Here is an 18,320-nt window from a genome sequence, read left to right on the forward strand (position 1 = left end):
CGATGTCGACCTTTGAACGTTATCTCACCGTCTGGGTGTTCCTCTGCATCGTTATCGGCGTGACGCTCGGGCATCTGATGCCCGGCGTGTTTCATGCAATCGGCTCGGCGGAGATTGCCAAGGTCAATATCCCGGTCGCGGTCCTGATCTGGCTGATGATCATCCCGATGCTGATCAAGATTGATTTTGCGGCTCTGAGCCAAGTCGGCCGGCACTGGCGCGGGATTGGCGTGACCCTCTTTATCAACTGGGCGGTCAAGCCATTTTCGATGGCGTTGCTGGGATGGCTGTTCATCGGGTGGCTTTTCCGGCCCTTGCTGCCGGCGGATCAGATCGACAGCTACATCGCCGGCCTGATCATCCTGGCTGCTGCCCCCTGCACGGCCATGGTCTTCGTCTGGTCGAACCTGACAAAGGGAGAGCCGCACTTCACCCTCAGCCAGGTGGCGCTCAACGACGCGATCATGGTCGTTGCCTTTGCACCGATCGTCGGCCTCCTCCTTGGACTTTCCGCGATCACCGTGCCTTGGGACACATTGGTCATATCGGTCGTCCTCTACATCGTTCTACCGGTCATCGCAGCGCAGCTTCTGCGGCGCAGCCTGCTGGCTGGCGGATCGACCGCGCCACTCGACCGCCTCTTGAATGCCCTGCAGCCGCTGTCGCTTCTGGCTCTACTCGCAACGCTGATCCTGCTGTTCGGCTTCCAGGGTGAGCAGATTATCGCGCAGCCCGCCATGATCGGGCTCCTGGCCGTGCCGATCCTGATTCAGGTCTACTTCAACTCCGGGCTGGCCTATCTGCTGAATCGGGCAAGCGGCGAGGAACATTGCGTCGCCGGACCATCGGCCCTCATCGGCGCGTCGAACTTCTTCGAACTTGCCGTCGCCGCTGCCATCAGCCTGTTCGGCTTCAATTCCGGCGCGGCGCTCGCCACCGTCGTCGGCGTGCTTATCGAGGTACCGGTGATGCTGTCGGTGGTCTGGATCGTCAATCGCAGCAAGGGCTGGTACGAGCGCGGTTCCGCCGTGCGATCCGTCTCCGCCTCCAAACTTACAAAACCAAGGGAAGTCTGATCATGGATGTGACGATCTATCATAACCCGGACTGCGGCACGTCGCGCAACACACTGGCGATGATCCGCAATGCGGGCATCGAACCGACGATCATCGAGTATCTCAAAACACCGCCGGCGCGCGAGCAACTGGTGAAGATGCTTACCGACGCGGGGCTCACCGTGCGCGAAGCCATCCGCGAAAAGGGCGCGCCCTATGGGGAACTCGGTCTCGACAATCCCGAACTGTCTGATGACCAACTGCTCGACGCGATGCTCAAGGAGCCAATCCTGATCAATCGTCCCTTCGTCATCACGCCGCTCGGCACGCGCCTGTCCCGTCCATCGGAACTGGTGCTGGACATTCTGCCCGATACGCACAAGGGCGCCTTCACCAAGGAAGATGGCGAGAAGGTACTCGATGCGGAGGGCAAGCGCATTGTCTGATATGCCTGCTGCATCGCTGGAGCACCTGCAACTCCCAGATCAAGCTGCATTGCGGCCGCCTTTCTCGACCCACAAGCCGCGCATCCTCATCCTCTACGGCTCTCTGAGGGCGATCTCCTATAGTCGGCTTCTGGCACAAGAGGCCGCGCGGCTGCTTGAACACTTCGGTTGCGAAGTGCGAACTTTCAATCCAGAGGGCCTGCCGCTGCCCGACAGCGTGCCCGCGACGCATCCCAAAGTGCACGAGCTGCGGAAACTGTCGGAATGGTCGGAAGGACAGGTCTGGGTCAGCCCGGAACGCCATGGTGCGATGACGGGCGTCATGAAGGCGCAGATCGACTGGATTCCACTGTCAGTCGGCTCGGTACGCCCAACGCAGGGCAAGACACTGGCTCTGATGCAGGTCTCGGGAGGATCGCAGTCGTTCAACGCGGTTGGCCAGATGCCCATTCTCGGCCGCTGGATGCGGATGATCACCATCCCGAACCAGTCGTCAGTCGCCAGGGCCTTCCAGGAGTTCGACACGGACGGGCGCATGAAACCCTCGTCTTATTATGACCGTGTCGTCGATGTCTGCGAGGAGCTGGTGAAGTTCACGATCCTCACGCGCGACGCGTCTGACTACCTCACCGATCGCTATAGCGAGCGAAAGGAAGAAGCCGAAAAACTCGAGCAGCGCGTGAGTCTCAAATCCATATGACTGCGGCAAGCACCCAACGTCCGCCTATACCGGCAATCCTCGCCCTCGGCATTACGCGGATCATCGGCCATGGGACGCTCCACTAAAGTTTCAACATTCTCGCGCCGGACATGGCGCGGGATTTGAGCTGGACGTCGGAATGGAGCTTCGGTGCGCTGTCAGCCGCGCTGCTGATTGGTGGTCTCGCTACTGCGGCGATGGGAAAGTGGATCGACCGCTTCGGCGCCAGCCGCGTGATGTGGAATGATCTCCAGAGGTAACGCGTGCCGCAACATGACCTATGCTTTGGGTGCTTTGCGTTGTGAGGAGCTACCCGGCGAGAGCTGCGATGAATGCTCTTGAAAGGATATAGACCGTTGCCCCCCGTCGGTCGCCACGGTCTATAAAATGCTGTTCTATAGGCCTGTCGCGCGCGAGCTAGCGCAAGCACTGATCCGGCAGCCTGCGTCGATGCATGTTCGTTGTGGAGGCAGAGGCCAACTGCCGCAGGCCAGAGTATCCTTTCCGCTTTACGTGCGGTGGGCGAAATTATGCTTGTCATCTGAGGCGCAGATGGTCGGTCATGGTGATCACTTCGAACCAAGGCTTGAGCGCCACCGCAGTTGCCGGAACTGACGGGTAGGACGCCGAGCAATTGGCCTGGCAACACCCCGGCTCGCCCACTGCGACGAACCTTGCACACTCCGAGACTATGCGACCGCCCAGCATTCGAACCGATCCTCGCCAAGGGCCTTCCCGCCACCGCGCGCAGACCATCACGAAAGCGGTTCATGTTCATGAGCGAAACGGGATGAGAGGCAGATCGATAAAGATTGGGTTGATAAGGCATGGGTCGCAGAAGAAGGGGCTTAACGTTGAAAGGTATTGGAGGGTTTTTCCACAACGATGACTTGAGAAACAATTCTGCCTCCGGTCGTCACCCAAAGTCGAGATAAGCCCCAAAATAGTCCTTGACCGCTTTGAAGTGCCTGAGCTAACAGCTTCATAAGTAACGGCACAACTATGTGATTGAGAATATTACTAATATTCTACTTTCCCTCAGCAACTGATGAAAAATGAGGAGAGAAAATGGTACTCGGCGGCTCATTTCATCTTGAGATTGCATTTAACACACATGCAAGGCTGCTTTCCCGCCGTAATCGAAGTGCCATTCTTCTTGCTTCGGTCGCGCTCGCTGGGACCTTTGTAGGGCATTCGGCGTTTGCAGGCGATGTGACGGCCTCCTCTCCGACCTTCCTCGGCACGTTGAGCGGCGGCGGTCCATCCGACGCTTTCTACATCAGCGCAGACGGCTCTGTTGTAGCGGGGGATGCAATCAACGCTAGTGGATATGAGCGTGCATTCCGCTGGACAAGCGCCACAGGTACCATGGCTGACCTTGGCACGCTCGGCGGCAACAACTCTTATACCCGCAGCCTAAGCGTCGATGGCTCCGTTGTCGTGGGCGAATCGACCACAAGTGGCAACCAACTTCGCGCCTTCCGCTGGACAAGCGCCACGGGCATGGTTGACCTCGGCACCCTCGGCGGCGCCCTTTCTTTTGCTCACGCCGTAAGCGCCGACGGCTCCGTAGTCGTGGGGCAAGCAAGCACAAGCGGCATTGGCAATGGTCACGCCTTCCGCTGGACCAGCGCCACGGGCATGACTGACCTCGGCACGCTCGGCGGCGGCGACTCTGTTGGCAACGCCGTAAGCGCCGATGGCTCCGTCGTCGTCGGCCAAGCGACCACAAGCAGCAACTATAATCACGCCTTCCGCTGGACAAGCGCAACAGGCACCATGGCCGACCTCGGCACGTTCGGCGGCAACTTCTCTTACGCCTACGCCGTCAATGCCGACGGCTCTGTCGTCGTGGGGCAGGCTGACACAAACAGCAGCGGCAATAGTCACGCGTTCCGTTGGACCAGCTCTACGAATATGCAGGATCTCGGCGTATTATCTGGCGGGACATTGTCCAGCGCTTATCTCGTCACTGCCGACGGCTCCATTGTGGTAGGCGATTCCAATACAGTCGTAAATGGCGTGAGCGGTATTCATGCATTTCGCTGGACCAGCGCCACGAACATGGTCGATCTCGGCACGCTCGGCGGCACCTTTTCCGATGCCGTTGGCATGAACTCCGGTGGAACCGTCGTCGTGGGCCAATCTACCACCAGCGGCAATTCCTGGCACGCCTTCCGCTGGACGAGTGCGACGGGCATGGCGGATCTCAACACGCTGCTGGCGAATGCCGGTGTCAACATGACCGGCATTACCCTCACCCAGGCCAACGGCGTATCCGCCAACGGACAGTACATTGTTGGCGGCGGAACGAACCCGACAAGCAACGGCAACATTCAGGCCTATATCGTGCGCTACGTCGATGCGACGGTTGCGCCTCCGACCAGCGGCGGCACGTCGGACCCAATCGCGGGCCTGACGACGCTGGCATCGCTGCAATCCTCCGCCAATGAGCTTGGCAAAGAGCGCCAGACCACCATGGGGCAAATGCACGGCTTTGCCGACCAGATGCTGCAGGAAGGAACGGCCTTTGGCACGCCGAGCAGCGTTTCGGCTTTCGGCTCGGTCGGCTCTGCTTCCGCCGGCCTATCCGGACACGTCGATCTCGAGCCGTTCGAAGTCATGGCTGGTGTCGGCTACGCATCCGAAGACTATCCCGGCGCCTCGATGGAAGGGGCTTTCATCGCCGCCGCTAAACTGCGCTATACCCATATGTTCGATGCACGATATGGCGCCTTCGGTGAAGTCGGCGGCTTCTATTCGCCCGACAGCGACTACCACTTCTCCCGGACCTATGCGAACGGCGCCGGCACGGCAATGGGAAGCGGCAAGGCCTCCGGCGAGCAGGCCTATGGCTTTGCCCGTATTGGCACGCTGATCAAGCTGACGCCGGATGATCAGTTCGCACCGTCGTTCGAACTCGGTCGTCAGACTTTGCATACGAGCTCCTACAATGAAGTCCTGTCGTCGGTGAACCCGTTCGATGCAAGCATGCCGGCGTCCTCCGCGACGATGGAACTGTTCAAGCTGCGCGGCCAATGGGTCCATGACTTCACGTCGAAGATCGAGGGATCGGTCTGGGGCGCATGGGCGCATGGCTTCAATTACCACGACGGATCGCAATTGAATGTCGGCGGCCTGGGAAGCCTGTCGCCGCAAACCTCCGGCAGTCTCGACTGGGCGGAATATGGTGTTCGCGTAGACTACAAGCTCACGGAGAAGATGAAGGTTGCTGCCTTCGTCAACGGCGTGGCCGGCGGGGATGTCGCCTCGCGCGCCCATGTCGGCCTCGATGTCGCCGTGCGGTTCTGAGGCGCTGCAACAGGCGATCAATCTCCAAGCTTCGGGTAGCAAGGATACAAAATACAGTAAAAATTGAGAAATTAAGTTGGGGGCGGCCCCGCGCCGCTCCTAACCCCGCGTTGGTGCGAAATTACCCCAACTAATTTCTGATGCCTTGCCAAATGGTTGTCACGGATATCAACTGAGTGAACATCGAGAGCCGATGCACATTTAGGCCGCTTGCCTGCCCCGGTGTCGGGGCAGGTGATGTCAAAGCATAGTAAAGTGGCTTTTCTCAGTATCGTTCACGCGAGCAGCGGCTACGCGGGAAAGAGTTGTTATCCGACGAGCTCTCGGATTTTGTAGGCGACCTCGGTACGGTTCGTCGCGTTCAGCTTCTTCATGATGTTGCGAATGTGCACTTTGACGGTGCTCTCGCAAAGATCCATCTCATAGGCGATGATCTTGTTTGCCTTGCCTCGCCGCAGCGCTTCGGCGACCACAACTTCTCGTGGTGTAAACAGGCCATCGAGGCAACGGCTTCTGCTGGCCATGGGAGTGATTGCCTCCTTGGCAGCCAGCAGGCTGCTTGCCGGCACAAAGACGCCGCCTGCGCGCGCAAGCGCTACAGCTTCCGCGGCAACCTTTATTCCGACGCTCGTCGGGATGTAGCCGCGCGCGCCGCACTCCAACGCATGCAGGAGTTGTGCAAGTTCATCACCATCGGCACCAACGATTACAGGGCTTGTCTGGAAGCGTTCGACCAAGGCACAGATCTTGGCACTGACATCGGCGTCAGAAACCTTGCGTCCGCCGATCATGAAGAGAACGGCGGACGGCAATACTTCCATATTGCGCATTTGCCATTCATCCAGCGAGCCAACCGTAACAATGTTCAGGGCGTTGTCGCATGCGGTCAAACTCTTCGATAGGCATTCGCGATCCAGCGCGCGGGAATCGATGAGCAGAATATAATCTTCCCACTCATCGATGCTGGTCTCGCCGGCCATGATGTCCGGCTTCAATGTGTCGGGTGTCCGAACTGAAGTGATGCGTGTGTCCGGTCCTCGTGCAAATATCTCACTCTTGAACGACTGTCCAATCATGGCCGCTACCTCTAATTTTGAATTTATCCCTCGTATTTTTTGCAACTACTTCAGTATTTTATCGGTCCAAAGAACATTTGACCCGCTTAAGTCGAAGTTTTCTATGGTTTTACATGTCAGTTCCCGCTTTTTGAATTTATTTTATCGCACTGATTGCTCATTTTTCTCTTCGTCACATTAACATATGTTAACATTAAATTAAAATATTAAATAAAATTGCGCCCTTATTCTCTATTTACAATAGAGCCTTGGTATTTCTCAAATGATAGTTGTATCGAAGCGAGTGCGCGACGCGCACGGTCGAGGAAGGCAACAATACCGTTGCGCAACAACTGAAGACCCGCTTCATGCATGTCGCTAATCCAAATCGTCATACTGAAGGCTTGTTTGAAAACTTAGACGGATCACTCAGAATAGCGATCGTCAATCTCTTCAGTCAGTTGAAAAAGGAACTCGGACTACCAATCATCTACATCTCACGTTTGGATTTGTACCGGCAAAGCTTGTCCATGTCAGCGGCTACCAAGCAGACGGACATCGATCGAAGATAATTCGCAAATGTTTCACGCACGGTCTGCTCATGAGTTCATAAGATCTCGAAGGGCTCGCCCCAAGCGCGTGAATTGTGTATTTAGCTTTAGCGGAACGCCGAAGATGATCGAGGTCTTATCGCGGTGTAATGGGATGATCGACGAAAAAAAACTTGAAGAGCGCCTGGTTGTGGTCGAAACGGCCAAATCCTGGAGTCCGCGCGTCCTGTCGCGGCTGGAGATGCTGCTGCGTTCGGGCACGGACGAGGCACTTTATCGCGTCAATCCGATTGAGTTCGCAAAAGAGAAATCGATTTCTGAGGCTGAAGGGATCGATCTTTTCCTCCATGCATGCGTGGCTGGACTGTTCGATATGGACTGGCTGCTCGTTTGTCCGATGTGCTCCGACGTTGTCGAGAGCTTCCGGAGCCTGCGCAAACTGCATACGCATTTCCACTGCCACCTCTGCCAAAGCGATTACGACGCCGCGCTGGACGACTACATCACGGTGACATTTACGGTTTCACCCGCCGTGCGCAGCATCCGCTTCCATAAGCCGGATACGCTTTCGGCTTGGGACTACGTCTTTCATTACAAATTGACGTCGGGCGGGATCATGCCCGATGGGGTGCCGTGGAGCGAGGCTGCCAAACAGCTCGTAAGAGTGCTCACCCGTATAGAGCCAGGTTCTACGGCCAATCTTGAGGTTGATGCCGTCGAAGGCGCACTTATGGGTCAGGATTTCGAAAGCGACGCCCAATTTTTTTTCCCGGTCGAAAGTGGGACGGGTGTAACTCTACCCCATGTGCCGGTCGTACTCGACCGCGGCAAATGCGTGGCCGCCGCAGCAAACATCGTGCCCGGTAAAGTCGTGTTCGAAGTTCGCAACGATGGAAAGCTGCCGGTTGTATTCGGCATCCTGCAGCTTCCGACGGCAACGTCTCAGCGCCAGAAACTCCACTTCGGGCCGTCCTTATCCGGCAAGCGTCTGCTGACAACGCAAACTTTTCGCGACGTCTTCCGCTCGGAGGTGATCGGCGCCACCGAGGGCATTGCGGTTCTCGACGTTACCCTTGTGTTCACCGATCTCAAGGGCTCCACGGCGCTCTACGAGCGGATCGGCGACCTTAACGCCTACATTCAGGTACAGCGGCACTTCCAGCATCTGCTCGATGCCACTGTGCGGCACAATGGCGCCGTCACCAAGACGATCGGTGACGCCGTGATGGCAGCGTTTCTGACTTCCGCCGATGCGGTGCAGGCGGCGCTTGATATGCGCGAGGCCGTGGATCAGCTAAATCGGGACCGCTTGCAACGTGATTTCATCCTAAAAATTGGCGTGCATCGAGGTGCCGCGATCGCCGTTACGCTCAACGAGCGGCTCGACTATTTTGGTCAGACGGTGAATATCGCAGCACGGGTGCAAAACCTTGCCGATGGCGACGAGATCTGCATCACCGAAGAAGTTTACCGCGCGCCGGCTGTGGCGGAAATTATTGCGCCATACCCAGTGGCAAAAAGTGAGGCCGAACTCAAAGGCGTCAGCAAGGCCATGTCGGTCTATCATATAACCCCGATGAAGCCTTAGTTAGTGAATCGGCACGGAGCCCGGTGCGCTAACGAATGCGCATTCACAAAATAGACAGCCGATGGAAATGGCCATCCTTGTGCTGCTCGACCACCAGGGTGGCCGTGAGCGGATATAGCCTGGATTGAGCAGGCGGGATCTGTAAAATTGAATTTGCAATTTATACGCTCATTGCTTGTAAAATACGCTATTTCTAAATTAGATCTTGCCATCATAAAAAAACTGTCGCAATCATTGGTTATGGTCCGGAAATGGCCAAAGCCATCCCATGCGCAGCTTAATATATCTACGATATGCCTGATAGGACAGCAGTCTTACCAGGGCCTTTAATACAATCCTACATCGCAAGAATTTGTTAAGCAGCTTGTATCGAAATAGATCACGAGAAGGCGCACACTCATGGATACCTTGCCGGTAAAGATGACGCTTGGAATTCAGCCAACGGGTTGGACAAACGACGATTTTCCAGAAATTGGCAATGACATTCCGTATCAAACCATCCTGGAGCAGACAAAAGAGGCAGGCTTCGACGGCGGCAGTACCGGGCACAATTATCCGACCCATGCTCCGTCACTCTCGAAAGCCATGCAACTATCCAACCTTAAGATTGCCGCGACATGGGATGGAACGACATTCACCACCGGTATCGAAATCGAAGAGGCATTTTCGGCATTCCAAGCTCAAGTAGCGTTTTTGAAGTCGGTTGGTGCGCAGGACGTCGTCGTCGCCGAGCTTGCCAATGCCGTCAATCAGGTCCGAACCAAATCTGTATTGACGGACCGTCCTATTTTCAATGAACCACAGTGGTATCTGCTGACCAGCCTCCTGGATAGAGCGGGTCAGTATGCCCATGAACAAGGCATGCAGCTAAGCTATCACCCGCATGTTGGAACGGGGGTTATGACCATCAAGGAAACCATCCGGCTGATGGAATCAACCAATCCCATCTATGTGGGGCTTTGCTTGGATACAGGTCATCTGCACTATGGCGGCGCAGTCAACTACAAGGACTATGGGGACGCCCAAGACTATCGGAGGGCCAGCCAGAGCGAAATCGAGGATTTAACCGAGAGATATGCGAGCCGTATCAAACACGTTCACCTGAAGAACGTGCGCCGGAATGTCCTTCCGCTTGCCGTGGACAACAAGTTTAGTTTTTACCAGGCGATCATGCAGGGCATCTTTACTGTCCCGGGCGATCCGGACGGGGATTTGGACCTACGTCCCATTCTCAGGATCCTAAAGGGTGCCGGTTATAATCGGTGGATGATCATCGAAGCAGAACAGGACCCAACAAAGGCTAATCCGCTTCAGTGCGCAAAAACAGCGCGAGCCTTTCTGCGCGAAGAGCTGGGGTGGTAAAATGACCGTGGCATCCAATCGAGAGATCTATTTCAGCTTCTTTATGTTCACGGCCGATTTGCGACCGGACGATACCGATTATACGCAGGTTCTCGTCAAGCATCTTAAGGCCCTTACCGAAATGGGCTACAGAGGCTTTGACCTGCATATCGCCGCCGGGCCTGCGGGCATCAACCATGAGCTTGAGGTCGACAGCTATGTCCGCCTGAAGAAGGCGTTCGATAAGGCCGGTTTGGAGGGCGCGAGGTTCACAACCAATGTTGGGACCACGCGAACCTTCGATCCGACGTCACCTTACGAAGAGCAGCGCAAGCAGGCTCTCTCCTACCTCAAGTCGCGTGTCGACATCACATCGGCGCTAGGTGGAGGGGATTCGATCATGTCCGGGCCGTTCCTCTATCCCTACGGGGTCTTTCCGCTTACCGACTCTGGTGAGCCGATCTGGAGTGATGCCCTTCTGGATTGGATGACGCCGCGATATCTGGCCGCCCGCTCCGTCTTTCAGGACCTGACTGAGTACGCCTCCAGAAAAGGCGTGAAGCTCGCCATCGAGCCGGTCAAGAGTTGGGAAACTCCTCCACCGAATATGGTTTCGGAGGCGCTGGATTTCCTCGAAACTCTTGAGGCGCCACAGTGTGGCGTAACGATCGATACCGCTCAAGTTCTGATGGAAAGCCAGGGTCCTCAAATTTTCAAGGAAAATGTAGCCCGGGCAGTGCGGCAGAACCGGCTATATTATGTCCATGTTTCCGCGCCCGACCGTGGCGCGATAAAGGACAGCTGGATCCCCTGGGATATTATGTTGGGCGAGATCGAGCCGGTTTACCGCGGACCTTACCTAGTCGAAGTATTTAACGCGATTCCACCCTTCGACAGCTCGATGAGGATGGCGCGTCGGCGCTTCTGGCGGCCGGGCGAAGACAAGCCTGAACCGGGCCGCGACAGTGCCTATGAGGTTGCCAGCGCTGCACTGGCGACGCTGGAAGAGCAGCTCGCTTCTTCTATCCGTTTTCGATCTCATCCGTCGCATCGACCTGCCACACACGCTGGCGATAGTTGATGGGCACGGAATACTGCATCCTCCCAGAACGACCCATCTGGGATAGCGCGTGAAAAGGCGACGGTCTCGTCCGTAACCTTTGGGATAATTCTACGGCCGAGCGGGTGGGTTCGAACCCACACCAACATGAACGATAAAGCGCCCCAAGTGTCCATTGAATCATGGAGATTCCTATGGTGACTCAACTATCGGCTCCCATAATAATCGCAAAACGGATGGGTGACGTCCGTATCCACACTTTCATTTCGTCTTTTGCGCATGATAATATTGCGAATGCTACTCATATTATTGAAAGTAAAAACAAGCTCGTTCTTGTCGACGGACAATTTCTGGTTCCCTATGCAAAGCAATTCAGAGCCTATGCCGACAGTCTCGGGAAACCGATAGACAGAGTGTATCTTTCGCACAGGCACCCCGATCATTGGTTTGGATTGGCAGCCGCATTCAGCGATGTTGCCATTTATGCACTGCCCGAAACGATTAGCTTTCTTAGGTCGCATGGCGAGGATTCGCTAAACGACCATTGGAAAATGGGCGATCTCGCCCCAAATAATATAATTATACCAGAGAAGAGTGTTTCACCTGGAGAGGAAATTATAGACGGCGTGAAATATGCCTTCAAAAAGATAACAGACACAGAAATAGATTTCCTTCTTGCCATTGGACTTCCTGATCTGCGAATTTATATTGTACAAGATTTAATTTATAGCGGAACACATCTTTACCTGACGAAATATATGAATAATTGGATTCGAATCCTGGAAGACATGCTGGTCTCGGATTACGAATTTTTCATGCCAGGCCACGGTTTTCCGGCTGATAAAAGCGAGGTGGCCAGAAATATCGAATACCTCTCCGCAGGCATGCAGGCAGTCGGCGATGGATTAGCAAACGACGCCTTCAAAGATTTCATGCTCCAAAGATACCCCGAACGTAAGTGTCCGGGAATATTTGACATATACGTGCCGCGGCTGTTCGACGGCGCGAGCGAGTTTTAATGCCCTTGTCACTTGCAGTTAACAACGGAACTTCAAGCCATGGTCAGCAAATATACCGTAGGACAATATCTGGTCGACAGGCTTCTTGAGCTCGATCTGGGGCATCTGTTCTCTATCGCGGGTGACTATTCGATAGACTGGGTGAACAACTATGTCGAACCAAGTCACATCCAGGTCATAGAAGAAGTCAACGAACTCAATGCAGGCTATGCCGCGGACGGATATGCCAGGCTGAAAGGAATTGGTGCACTCTGTGTCACCTATTCGGCCGGCGCATTGTCTGCGGTGAATGCCATTGCAGGCGCCTATGTAGAGAAAGTGCCGGTCGTCCTGATCAATGGGACACCGAGCATACAAAAAACGCTCACATTCGAGCAGACCGGTTTCAGCTCCCACCATTTCATTAGCGGCCGTGAAACCGATCTTCAGGTTTTCGAATATATAACGACCGCAGCCGTCAGAATTGACAGCCCCGACCTTGCCCCGATGCTCATAGACTATGCATTAACGCAATGCATAACGGAAATGCGCCCGGTTTATATCGAGCTTCTTGAGGATATAGTTGACCTGGAATGTGACCGTCCAGCAAAGGCTCTAAAGGCGGCTCGGATTTTCTCAAACCCGGAAAGTTTGCGTCAGTCGATCGATCAAATCAACGAAAGATTGGAAAACGCTGCCAAACCCCTCATCTGGATCGGCGTGGAGATTGACCGATTTGGCCTGCGCGAAAAAGCGGAAGACCTGCTTCGGCAACTAAAAATCCCATATGTTACGGAGCTATTGAGCAAAGCTGTCTTGTCCGAAGATGATGCGCTGTTTGCCGGCGTATTTGACGGCCGATCGTCGGCAGCGTCCGTCCAGGAACTGGTGACGGGTTCCGATTTCATATTGGCTTTGGGCGTTTGGCTGACGGACATCAACGCGCTGGGCTGGCCTACCGATTTCAAGCATACCGCATTTGTTTCGCTGGATACCGTCAAATATGGCGCATATTTCAGCGCGCAGGTTTCTTTGGCGGACTTGATAGACGGTCTGCTCGAGAAAGGAGCTACGCGCGAGACACGATATTTTTCGCGCAGCCCAGTTCAAGAAGCGCCTGAGGTGAATTTGACAGGCGAAATTTCATACCAGGGCTTCTACGAGTTTATTCCTGAGTTTATAGGAAAAGATACCATCGTCGGCAGCGATGCGAGCATGAACTATTTCGGAAGCCTGTTGCTTAAAGTTCCGACCCCCAGAAATTTTATCTCGCAATCATCCTACTCGGCCATAGGCTATATCGGCCCGGCCGCAACGGGAGTCTGCCTGGCGAAGGAAAGCCACCAGCGGGTCATGGTCTTTGCGGGCGACGGCGGATTTCAGATGACCGCCCAATGCCTCTCGACGCAAACCCGCTTCGAACTCAACCCAATAATTTTCGTGATCGACAATGGCATCTACGGTGTGGAGCAATGGCTCGCCGATACCGCGGCTTTCCGTAAGGAGAAGCCGTTTTACAAATCATGCCTCCTGCACCAGTGGAATTACAGCAAGCTGGCAGATGTCTTCGGTTGCCAGGGGTGGAAAGTTCACACCTATGGCGAGCTGAAGGATGCCGTCCTGGGTGCATTATCGAACTCGAACAGTCCATCGATTGTTCAGGTTGTCGTGCCCAGCACGTCGATCCCTGACAATGCGACCTGGAAAAAATCATAGCAAGAGATTGCGCAACGGCTTCGAAACGGCCGGCGCTGCCCAATGCCTATTCTTCCGTCACCTAGAATGGCCCACGAATTTGTGGCCGTAAACCGAACGCGAGAAAACCATGGCAACTCTGCTTACCGACAACCCCGCCCCCGGCGGTCCCGGAGCCACCGCGATGTGGACCCGGGCCGACAAAGACGCCGTCGGAACCGCATATTCTTCAGCCAGCCAAATCTGGTTTACCGTTGTTGGCGGCATCGTCACCGAAATCTACTTTCCCGACGTTGACACGCCTCAGATTCGCGACTTCCAGCTGATGTTCACTGACGGCGTCAGTTTTTTCCACGATGCCCAACGAGACTTTACCCACACCTGCGAGCCCATCGACGCGCGTGCGCCGGCCTATCGGCTGACCAGCACCGCGATAGGCCAGCCGTACACCGTGATTCAGGATATTATAGCGTCTGCGGACTCGTCTTGTCTTCTCGTCCGCACCCGGTTGGTGAGCGACCACCCGGATCTGCTCAGCCGGCTTAAGGTCTATGCACTGCTGGCACCGCACCTCCAAGGCCAGGGAGAGGACAACTCTGGCTATGTTGCCGTCACGACCGACGGCAAGAAGCTCGTTGCCCGGCACGCCGATTACTGGCTCGCACTCAATGCGAATTGCGGCCTCGGGCACACCAGCTGCGGCTTCGTCGGTGTCAACGACGGCTGGACGGACATCATCGGCAACCGGCGTCTGCCGATCTGGAACTACAACTGCGCTCAGAACGGAAACATTGCCCTGACGGCGGAGATCACGCGGGGTACCAACACGGAATTCGTGCTTGGGCTTGGCTTCTGCCAGAACCGCGAAGGCATGTCTTCGCAGCCGAATCCGGCCATGGTGCTGGTCCGCGAAGCATTGAGCTATCCCTTCGATCAGGAGTCGCCCCGCGGCCAGCTGCAGACCTATATCAACGATTGGGTCGAAGCGCGCTCTGCGGCTCCCGGATTTCAGCCTGTCCCGAAAACGACCGGCGATAATGATCGCCTGTTCAATATGAGCCACAATATTCTCATCGCTCACGAGGATAAGAATTCGCTCGGCGCGCTGGTTGCTTCCCTCAGCATCCCTTGGGGCTACAGCAATCAAGACGGCAATTCCGGCTATCACCTCGTTTGGCCGCGCGACATGTGCCAAAGCGCCACCGCGCTGCTCGCTGCAGGTGAGAAAGATCTGCCGCTGCGTGCGTTGATGTTCCTCGCCACGAACCAATCACCCGACGGCGGATTCCACCAGAACTTCTACATCAACGGCGTTCCCTATTGGGACGGCACGCAGCTCGATGAGATCTCCTACCCGATTATCCTGGCCTATCACCTGAGCCAGGAGGGCGCTCTTCAGAACTACAATCCAAAGCGCATGGTACTGGCCGCCGCGGGAGCCCTGATCGCCAACGGGCCAATGACGCAGGAAGAACGTTGGGAAGAGAACGAAGGCTATTCGCCCTCCACCTTGGCCTCCAACATTGCCGGCCTCATCTGCGCCGCCGATCTCGCGGAACATAGCTGGGGTGATCCCGCAACCGCCCAGTTTCTGCGAGAACACGCCGACTTCCTCGAATCCCACCTGGAAACTTGGTGTGTCACCACTGAGGGTAGTCTCGTCGCCGGGATCACGGAATATTATATCCGCATTCTCCCTACACAGGTGAAATCGGTCGGCAACAACCGCAACCCTTCGCTGCCGGAGGACCCCAACGCGGCCACCGTTTATCTCAAGAACATCCCTCAAGGAGGCGCGTTTCCCGCCCGAGACGTGGTCGATGGCGGCTTCCAGGAGCTCGTCCGTCTCGGCATCCGTTCCGCTGACGACCCCATCATCAAGAATACGATCAACGTCATCGATGCCGTCCTCAAGGATGATCTGCCGAACGGCCCCTGCTACCGCCGCTATAACCATGACGGCTATGGGCAAGGCGACCAGGGCCAGGCCTTTGGTCCGCAAGGCGTCGGTCGGCCTTGGCCCTTGCTCACGGGAGAACGCGCCCATTATGAAGTCGCCGCCGGACGGGATGCGAAGCCTTATATTCGCTATCTGGAGGCCTTTGCCGGCACACGCGGCTTGCTCGCGGAACAGCTTTGGAATGCCCCCGACCTGCTCAATATTTATCCTCCGCTTATAAAGGGCGGCCCAACCGGATCCGCCATGCCTCTGGCTTGGGCCCATGCCGAGTATATCAAACTTGTCCGCTCTGTCTCCGATGGCCGGGTCTACGACCGACTCGATATCGTCGCCGATCGCTATCAAAAACCGCACCCCAAGAGTTTGCTCGAGGTGTGGAATTTCGATCGCCAATTCCTGTCGATGAAGGCCGGCAAGACGGTCCGAATTCCCATGACGACACCGTTCCGTCTCCGGTGGACTGATGATGGTTGGAACAGCTGGCAGGATATCACCACCACGGACACCGTCGTCGGCATCCACTATGTCGACCTGCCTACGCAAGTTGCTCAGGCAGGCTCATCGCTCACCTTCACCTTCTTCTGGCTCTCCAGCCAAATCTGGCAGGGGAGCAACTTCTCAATCGATCTTCACCCCTGAAACACGCGGCGAGCCCATGTCCCAGCACATGTCAGATGCAGAACATCACAGCGCGCCCCTGGCGCCCACCATTGCTGCGGAAGAAGCCGCTGCAAAGAGTTACGATGCCGTCATCGTCGGCGCCGGCATTTCCGGCGCCATCCTGGCGCACGAGCTCACAAGCAAGGGATATCGCGTCCTTATCCTGGAGGCAGGGCTCGGGCGCGATCTTTCGCAGGACGGCTATCAACGGTACCTGGAAACGTTCTATTCCAACCCAAACAAGGACAATAACGCACCCTTTCCGCGCAATCCCAATGCCGAAATGCCCCGTGGTCCCGACCTGCGGAAGCTCGCTCCCGGAGAAACAAATACCGAAGCCTATTGGGTGCAATCCGGCCCTTATGTCAGCGATTCGGTTTACACGCGTGTACTCGGCGGTACCACCGTCCACTGGGAGGCCAAGGCCATTCGCATGCTGCGGGAGGACTTCAGGCTGAAAAGCAATTTTGGCCAAGGCCTCGACTGGCCGATCGGTCTCGACGATTTGATGCCCTTCTACGACAAGGCGGAGTTCGTCCTCGGCGTCTCGGGTGATGCCGCAGCCCAGAGAAAGGTTGGTGTGGAGTATAGCAGCGACGACTACGTCTACCCGATGGTCGAGCTGCAAGCCAGCTATCTCGATCAGATCGTCTCCAACGGCCTCAAGGGCATGCAGGCGCAGATCGACGGCGAAAAGATCGACATCGATTGGATCACCTTTCCTCAAGCGAAAAATGCCGATCCCAATCCCGACTATGCCAAATGGAACGACGGCCGCCCTTATCAACCGGTGGGCGCCATCAGCATGCACCAAAACCAGGAAGGGGAACGGTGCCAGGGCAACACCAACTGCGTACCGCTCTGTCCCGTCCAGGCGCGATTTGATGCACGCAAGGTCCTGATCAAGGCAATCAAGACCGGGCGGGCCGAGCTCGTCAACCAGGCTGTGGCGAGCCGCGTCTTCATTCATCCGGAAACGGGGGCGGTGACGGAGATCGAAGTCAAGCGCTACGAAGATCGCAAATCCCCCAATTACAAGAGCTATCGGGTACGGGGCAAGATCTTCATCCTTGCAGCGAATGCCGTCGAGAATGCTCGGCTTATGCTCGCCTCCGCGGTCCAGAACGGACAAGCCGTCAACGATCTTATGGGCCGCCATCTCATGGACCATCCATACCTGCTGTGCTGGGGTCTCCTCCCGGTCGACGCCGGCGTCGGGCGCGGTCCCTCCTGCACCTCCGGACTTTGCAATTTCCGCGGCGGCAATTTTCGCCGGAAATTCGCTTCCTTTGCCGCCGACATCCACAATGATGGCTGGGGTTGGGCGACCGGTTCCCCCGGCGCCGATCTCACGGAGTTCGTCGACGCTCGGAACCTTCACGGTCGGGCTCTCCGCAAAGAGCTTACCGAGCGCCTTTCCCGGCAGCTATTGCTCGCCTACATGATCGAAATGCCGGCCGATCCAGAAAGCCGTGTCACAGTCGACGAGCAATACATCGATCGATTGGGCAACATGCGGCCCGTCGTTAGTTTCAAGCTCTCCGACTATAGCATGGCTACCGCCGAGTTCGCGCGTGGGCTTTCGAAGGAGATCTTCCAGAAACTGGGTGCGCGAGATTACACCCAGTACAATAGTTCGGATTACGGCTACGTCACCTACAACGGCAATGGTTACGCCATCCGGGGCGGCAACCATCTCTCGGGCACGCACGTCATGGGCACCTCGAGCAGCAACTCTGTCGTCGATGTCGATCAAAAGTCTTGGGATCACCGAAACCTCTACATCATCGGCCCAGGCAGCATGCCTTCGATCGGATCTTCCAATACCACTCTCACGACGGCGGCGCTGTGTCTCAAAACGTCTGAAGCGGCCCTTAAACACCTGACATATCTGTGATC

12 protein-coding genes and 1 pseudogene are annotated in these 18,320 nt (G+C 56.1%); 12 read left to right on the forward strand and 1 reads right to left on the reverse strand.

Annotation, left to right across the window (positions count from 1 at the left end; genetic code table 11):
* Positions 1-2 precede the first annotated feature (2 nt).
* The 5 genes and pseudogenes from arsB (at position 3) to GA0061102_RS02610 (ending at position 5,513) form a co-directional block, all read left to right on the forward strand.
* Positions 3-1,076, forward strand: coding sequence for an ACR3 family arsenite efflux transporter (gene arsB / locus GA0061102_RS02590; protein WP_092843793.1), 1,074 nt, complete (start codon positions 3-5; stop codon positions 1,074-1,076).
* A gap of 2 nt (positions 1,077-1,078) precedes the next feature.
* On the forward strand, positions 1,079-1,501 hold the full coding sequence (arsC, locus tag GA0061102_RS02595; protein WP_092843795.1) for an arsenate reductase (glutaredoxin): 423 nt from the start codon (positions 1,079-1,081) through the stop codon (positions 1,499-1,501).
* On the forward strand, positions 1,476-2,201 hold the full coding sequence (gene arsH / locus GA0061102_RS02600) for an arsenical resistance protein ArsH (RefSeq protein ID WP_167667877.1): 726 nt from the start codon (positions 1,476-1,478) through the stop codon (positions 2,199-2,201). The genes arsC and arsH overlap by 26 nt, the downstream gene beginning before the upstream one ends.
* Positions 2,198-2,440 (forward strand): annotated as a pseudogene (locus GA0061102_RS02605) (arsenite efflux MFS transporter ArsK); the annotation flags it as partial. The gene arsH and the pseudogene GA0061102_RS02605, both read left to right, overlap by 4 nt.
* A 973-nt stretch (positions 2,441-3,413) precedes the next feature.
* Positions 3,414-5,513, forward strand: a complete 2,100-nt coding sequence (locus GA0061102_RS02610; RefSeq protein WP_159432137.1) for a hypothetical protein — start codon at positions 3,414-3,416, stop codon at positions 5,511-5,513.
* Positions 5,514-5,821: 308 nt separating this feature from the next.
* Here GA0061102_RS02610 and GA0061102_RS02615 read toward each other — a convergent pair whose 3' ends face one another.
* Positions 5,822-6,589 carry a response regulator transcription factor gene (locus GA0061102_RS02615; RefSeq protein WP_092843801.1) on the reverse strand — a complete coding sequence of 256 codons (768 nt, stop codon included), beginning with the start codon at positions 6,587-6,589 and terminating at the stop codon, positions 5,822-5,824.
* Between the two features lie 684 nt (positions 6,590-7,273).
* Here GA0061102_RS02615 and GA0061102_RS02625 point away from each other — a divergent pair.
* From GA0061102_RS02625 to GA0061102_RS02655, 7 genes are all read left to right on the forward strand, one after another.
* Positions 7,274-8,707 (forward strand): adenylate/guanylate cyclase domain-containing protein, encoded by a 1,434-nt coding sequence (locus GA0061102_RS02625; protein ID WP_245297902.1) that lies wholly within the window; start codon positions 7,274-7,276, stop codon positions 8,705-8,707.
* A gap of 399 nt (positions 8,708-9,106) precedes the next feature.
* Entirely contained in the window at positions 9,107-10,069 is a 963-nt protein-coding gene (locus tag GA0061102_RS02630) for a TIM barrel protein (protein ID WP_092843807.1), read from the forward strand.
* Position 10,070: 1 nt separating this feature from the next.
* A complete protein-coding gene (locus tag GA0061102_RS02635) occupies positions 10,071-11,129 on the forward strand; it encodes a sugar phosphate isomerase/epimerase family protein (protein WP_092843809.1) in 1,059 nt (352 codons plus the stop codon).
* A gap of 173 nt (positions 11,130-11,302) precedes the next feature.
* Positions 11,303-12,127 carry an MBL fold metallo-hydrolase gene (locus tag GA0061102_RS02640; RefSeq protein ID WP_092843811.1) on the forward strand — a complete coding sequence of 275 codons (825 nt, stop codon included), beginning with the start codon at positions 11,303-11,305 and terminating at the stop codon, positions 12,125-12,127.
* A gap of 39 nt (positions 12,128-12,166) precedes the next feature.
* Positions 12,167-13,822 (forward strand): alpha-keto acid decarboxylase family protein, encoded by a 1,656-nt coding sequence (locus GA0061102_RS02645; protein ID WP_092843813.1) that lies wholly within the window; start codon positions 12,167-12,169, stop codon positions 13,820-13,822.
* 109 nt (positions 13,823-13,931) lie between these two features.
* Entirely contained in the window at positions 13,932-16,400 is a 2,469-nt protein-coding gene (locus GA0061102_RS02650; protein ID WP_092843815.1) for a glycoside hydrolase family 15 protein, read from the forward strand.
* 16 nt (positions 16,401-16,416) lie between these two features.
* The gene (locus GA0061102_RS02655; RefSeq protein WP_245297903.1) at positions 16,417-18,318 is read left to right on the forward strand and encodes a GMC family oxidoreductase; all 1,902 of its coding nucleotides are present in this window, start codon (positions 16,417-16,419) and stop codon (positions 18,316-18,318) included.
* Positions 18,319-18,320: the final 2 nt, after the last annotated feature.

This window comes from Martinezella miluonensis, from assembly GCF_900094545.1.
In the GTDB taxonomy this organism is placed as follows: domain Bacteria; phylum Pseudomonadota; class Alphaproteobacteria; order Rhizobiales; family Rhizobiaceae; genus Rhizobium; species Rhizobium miluonense.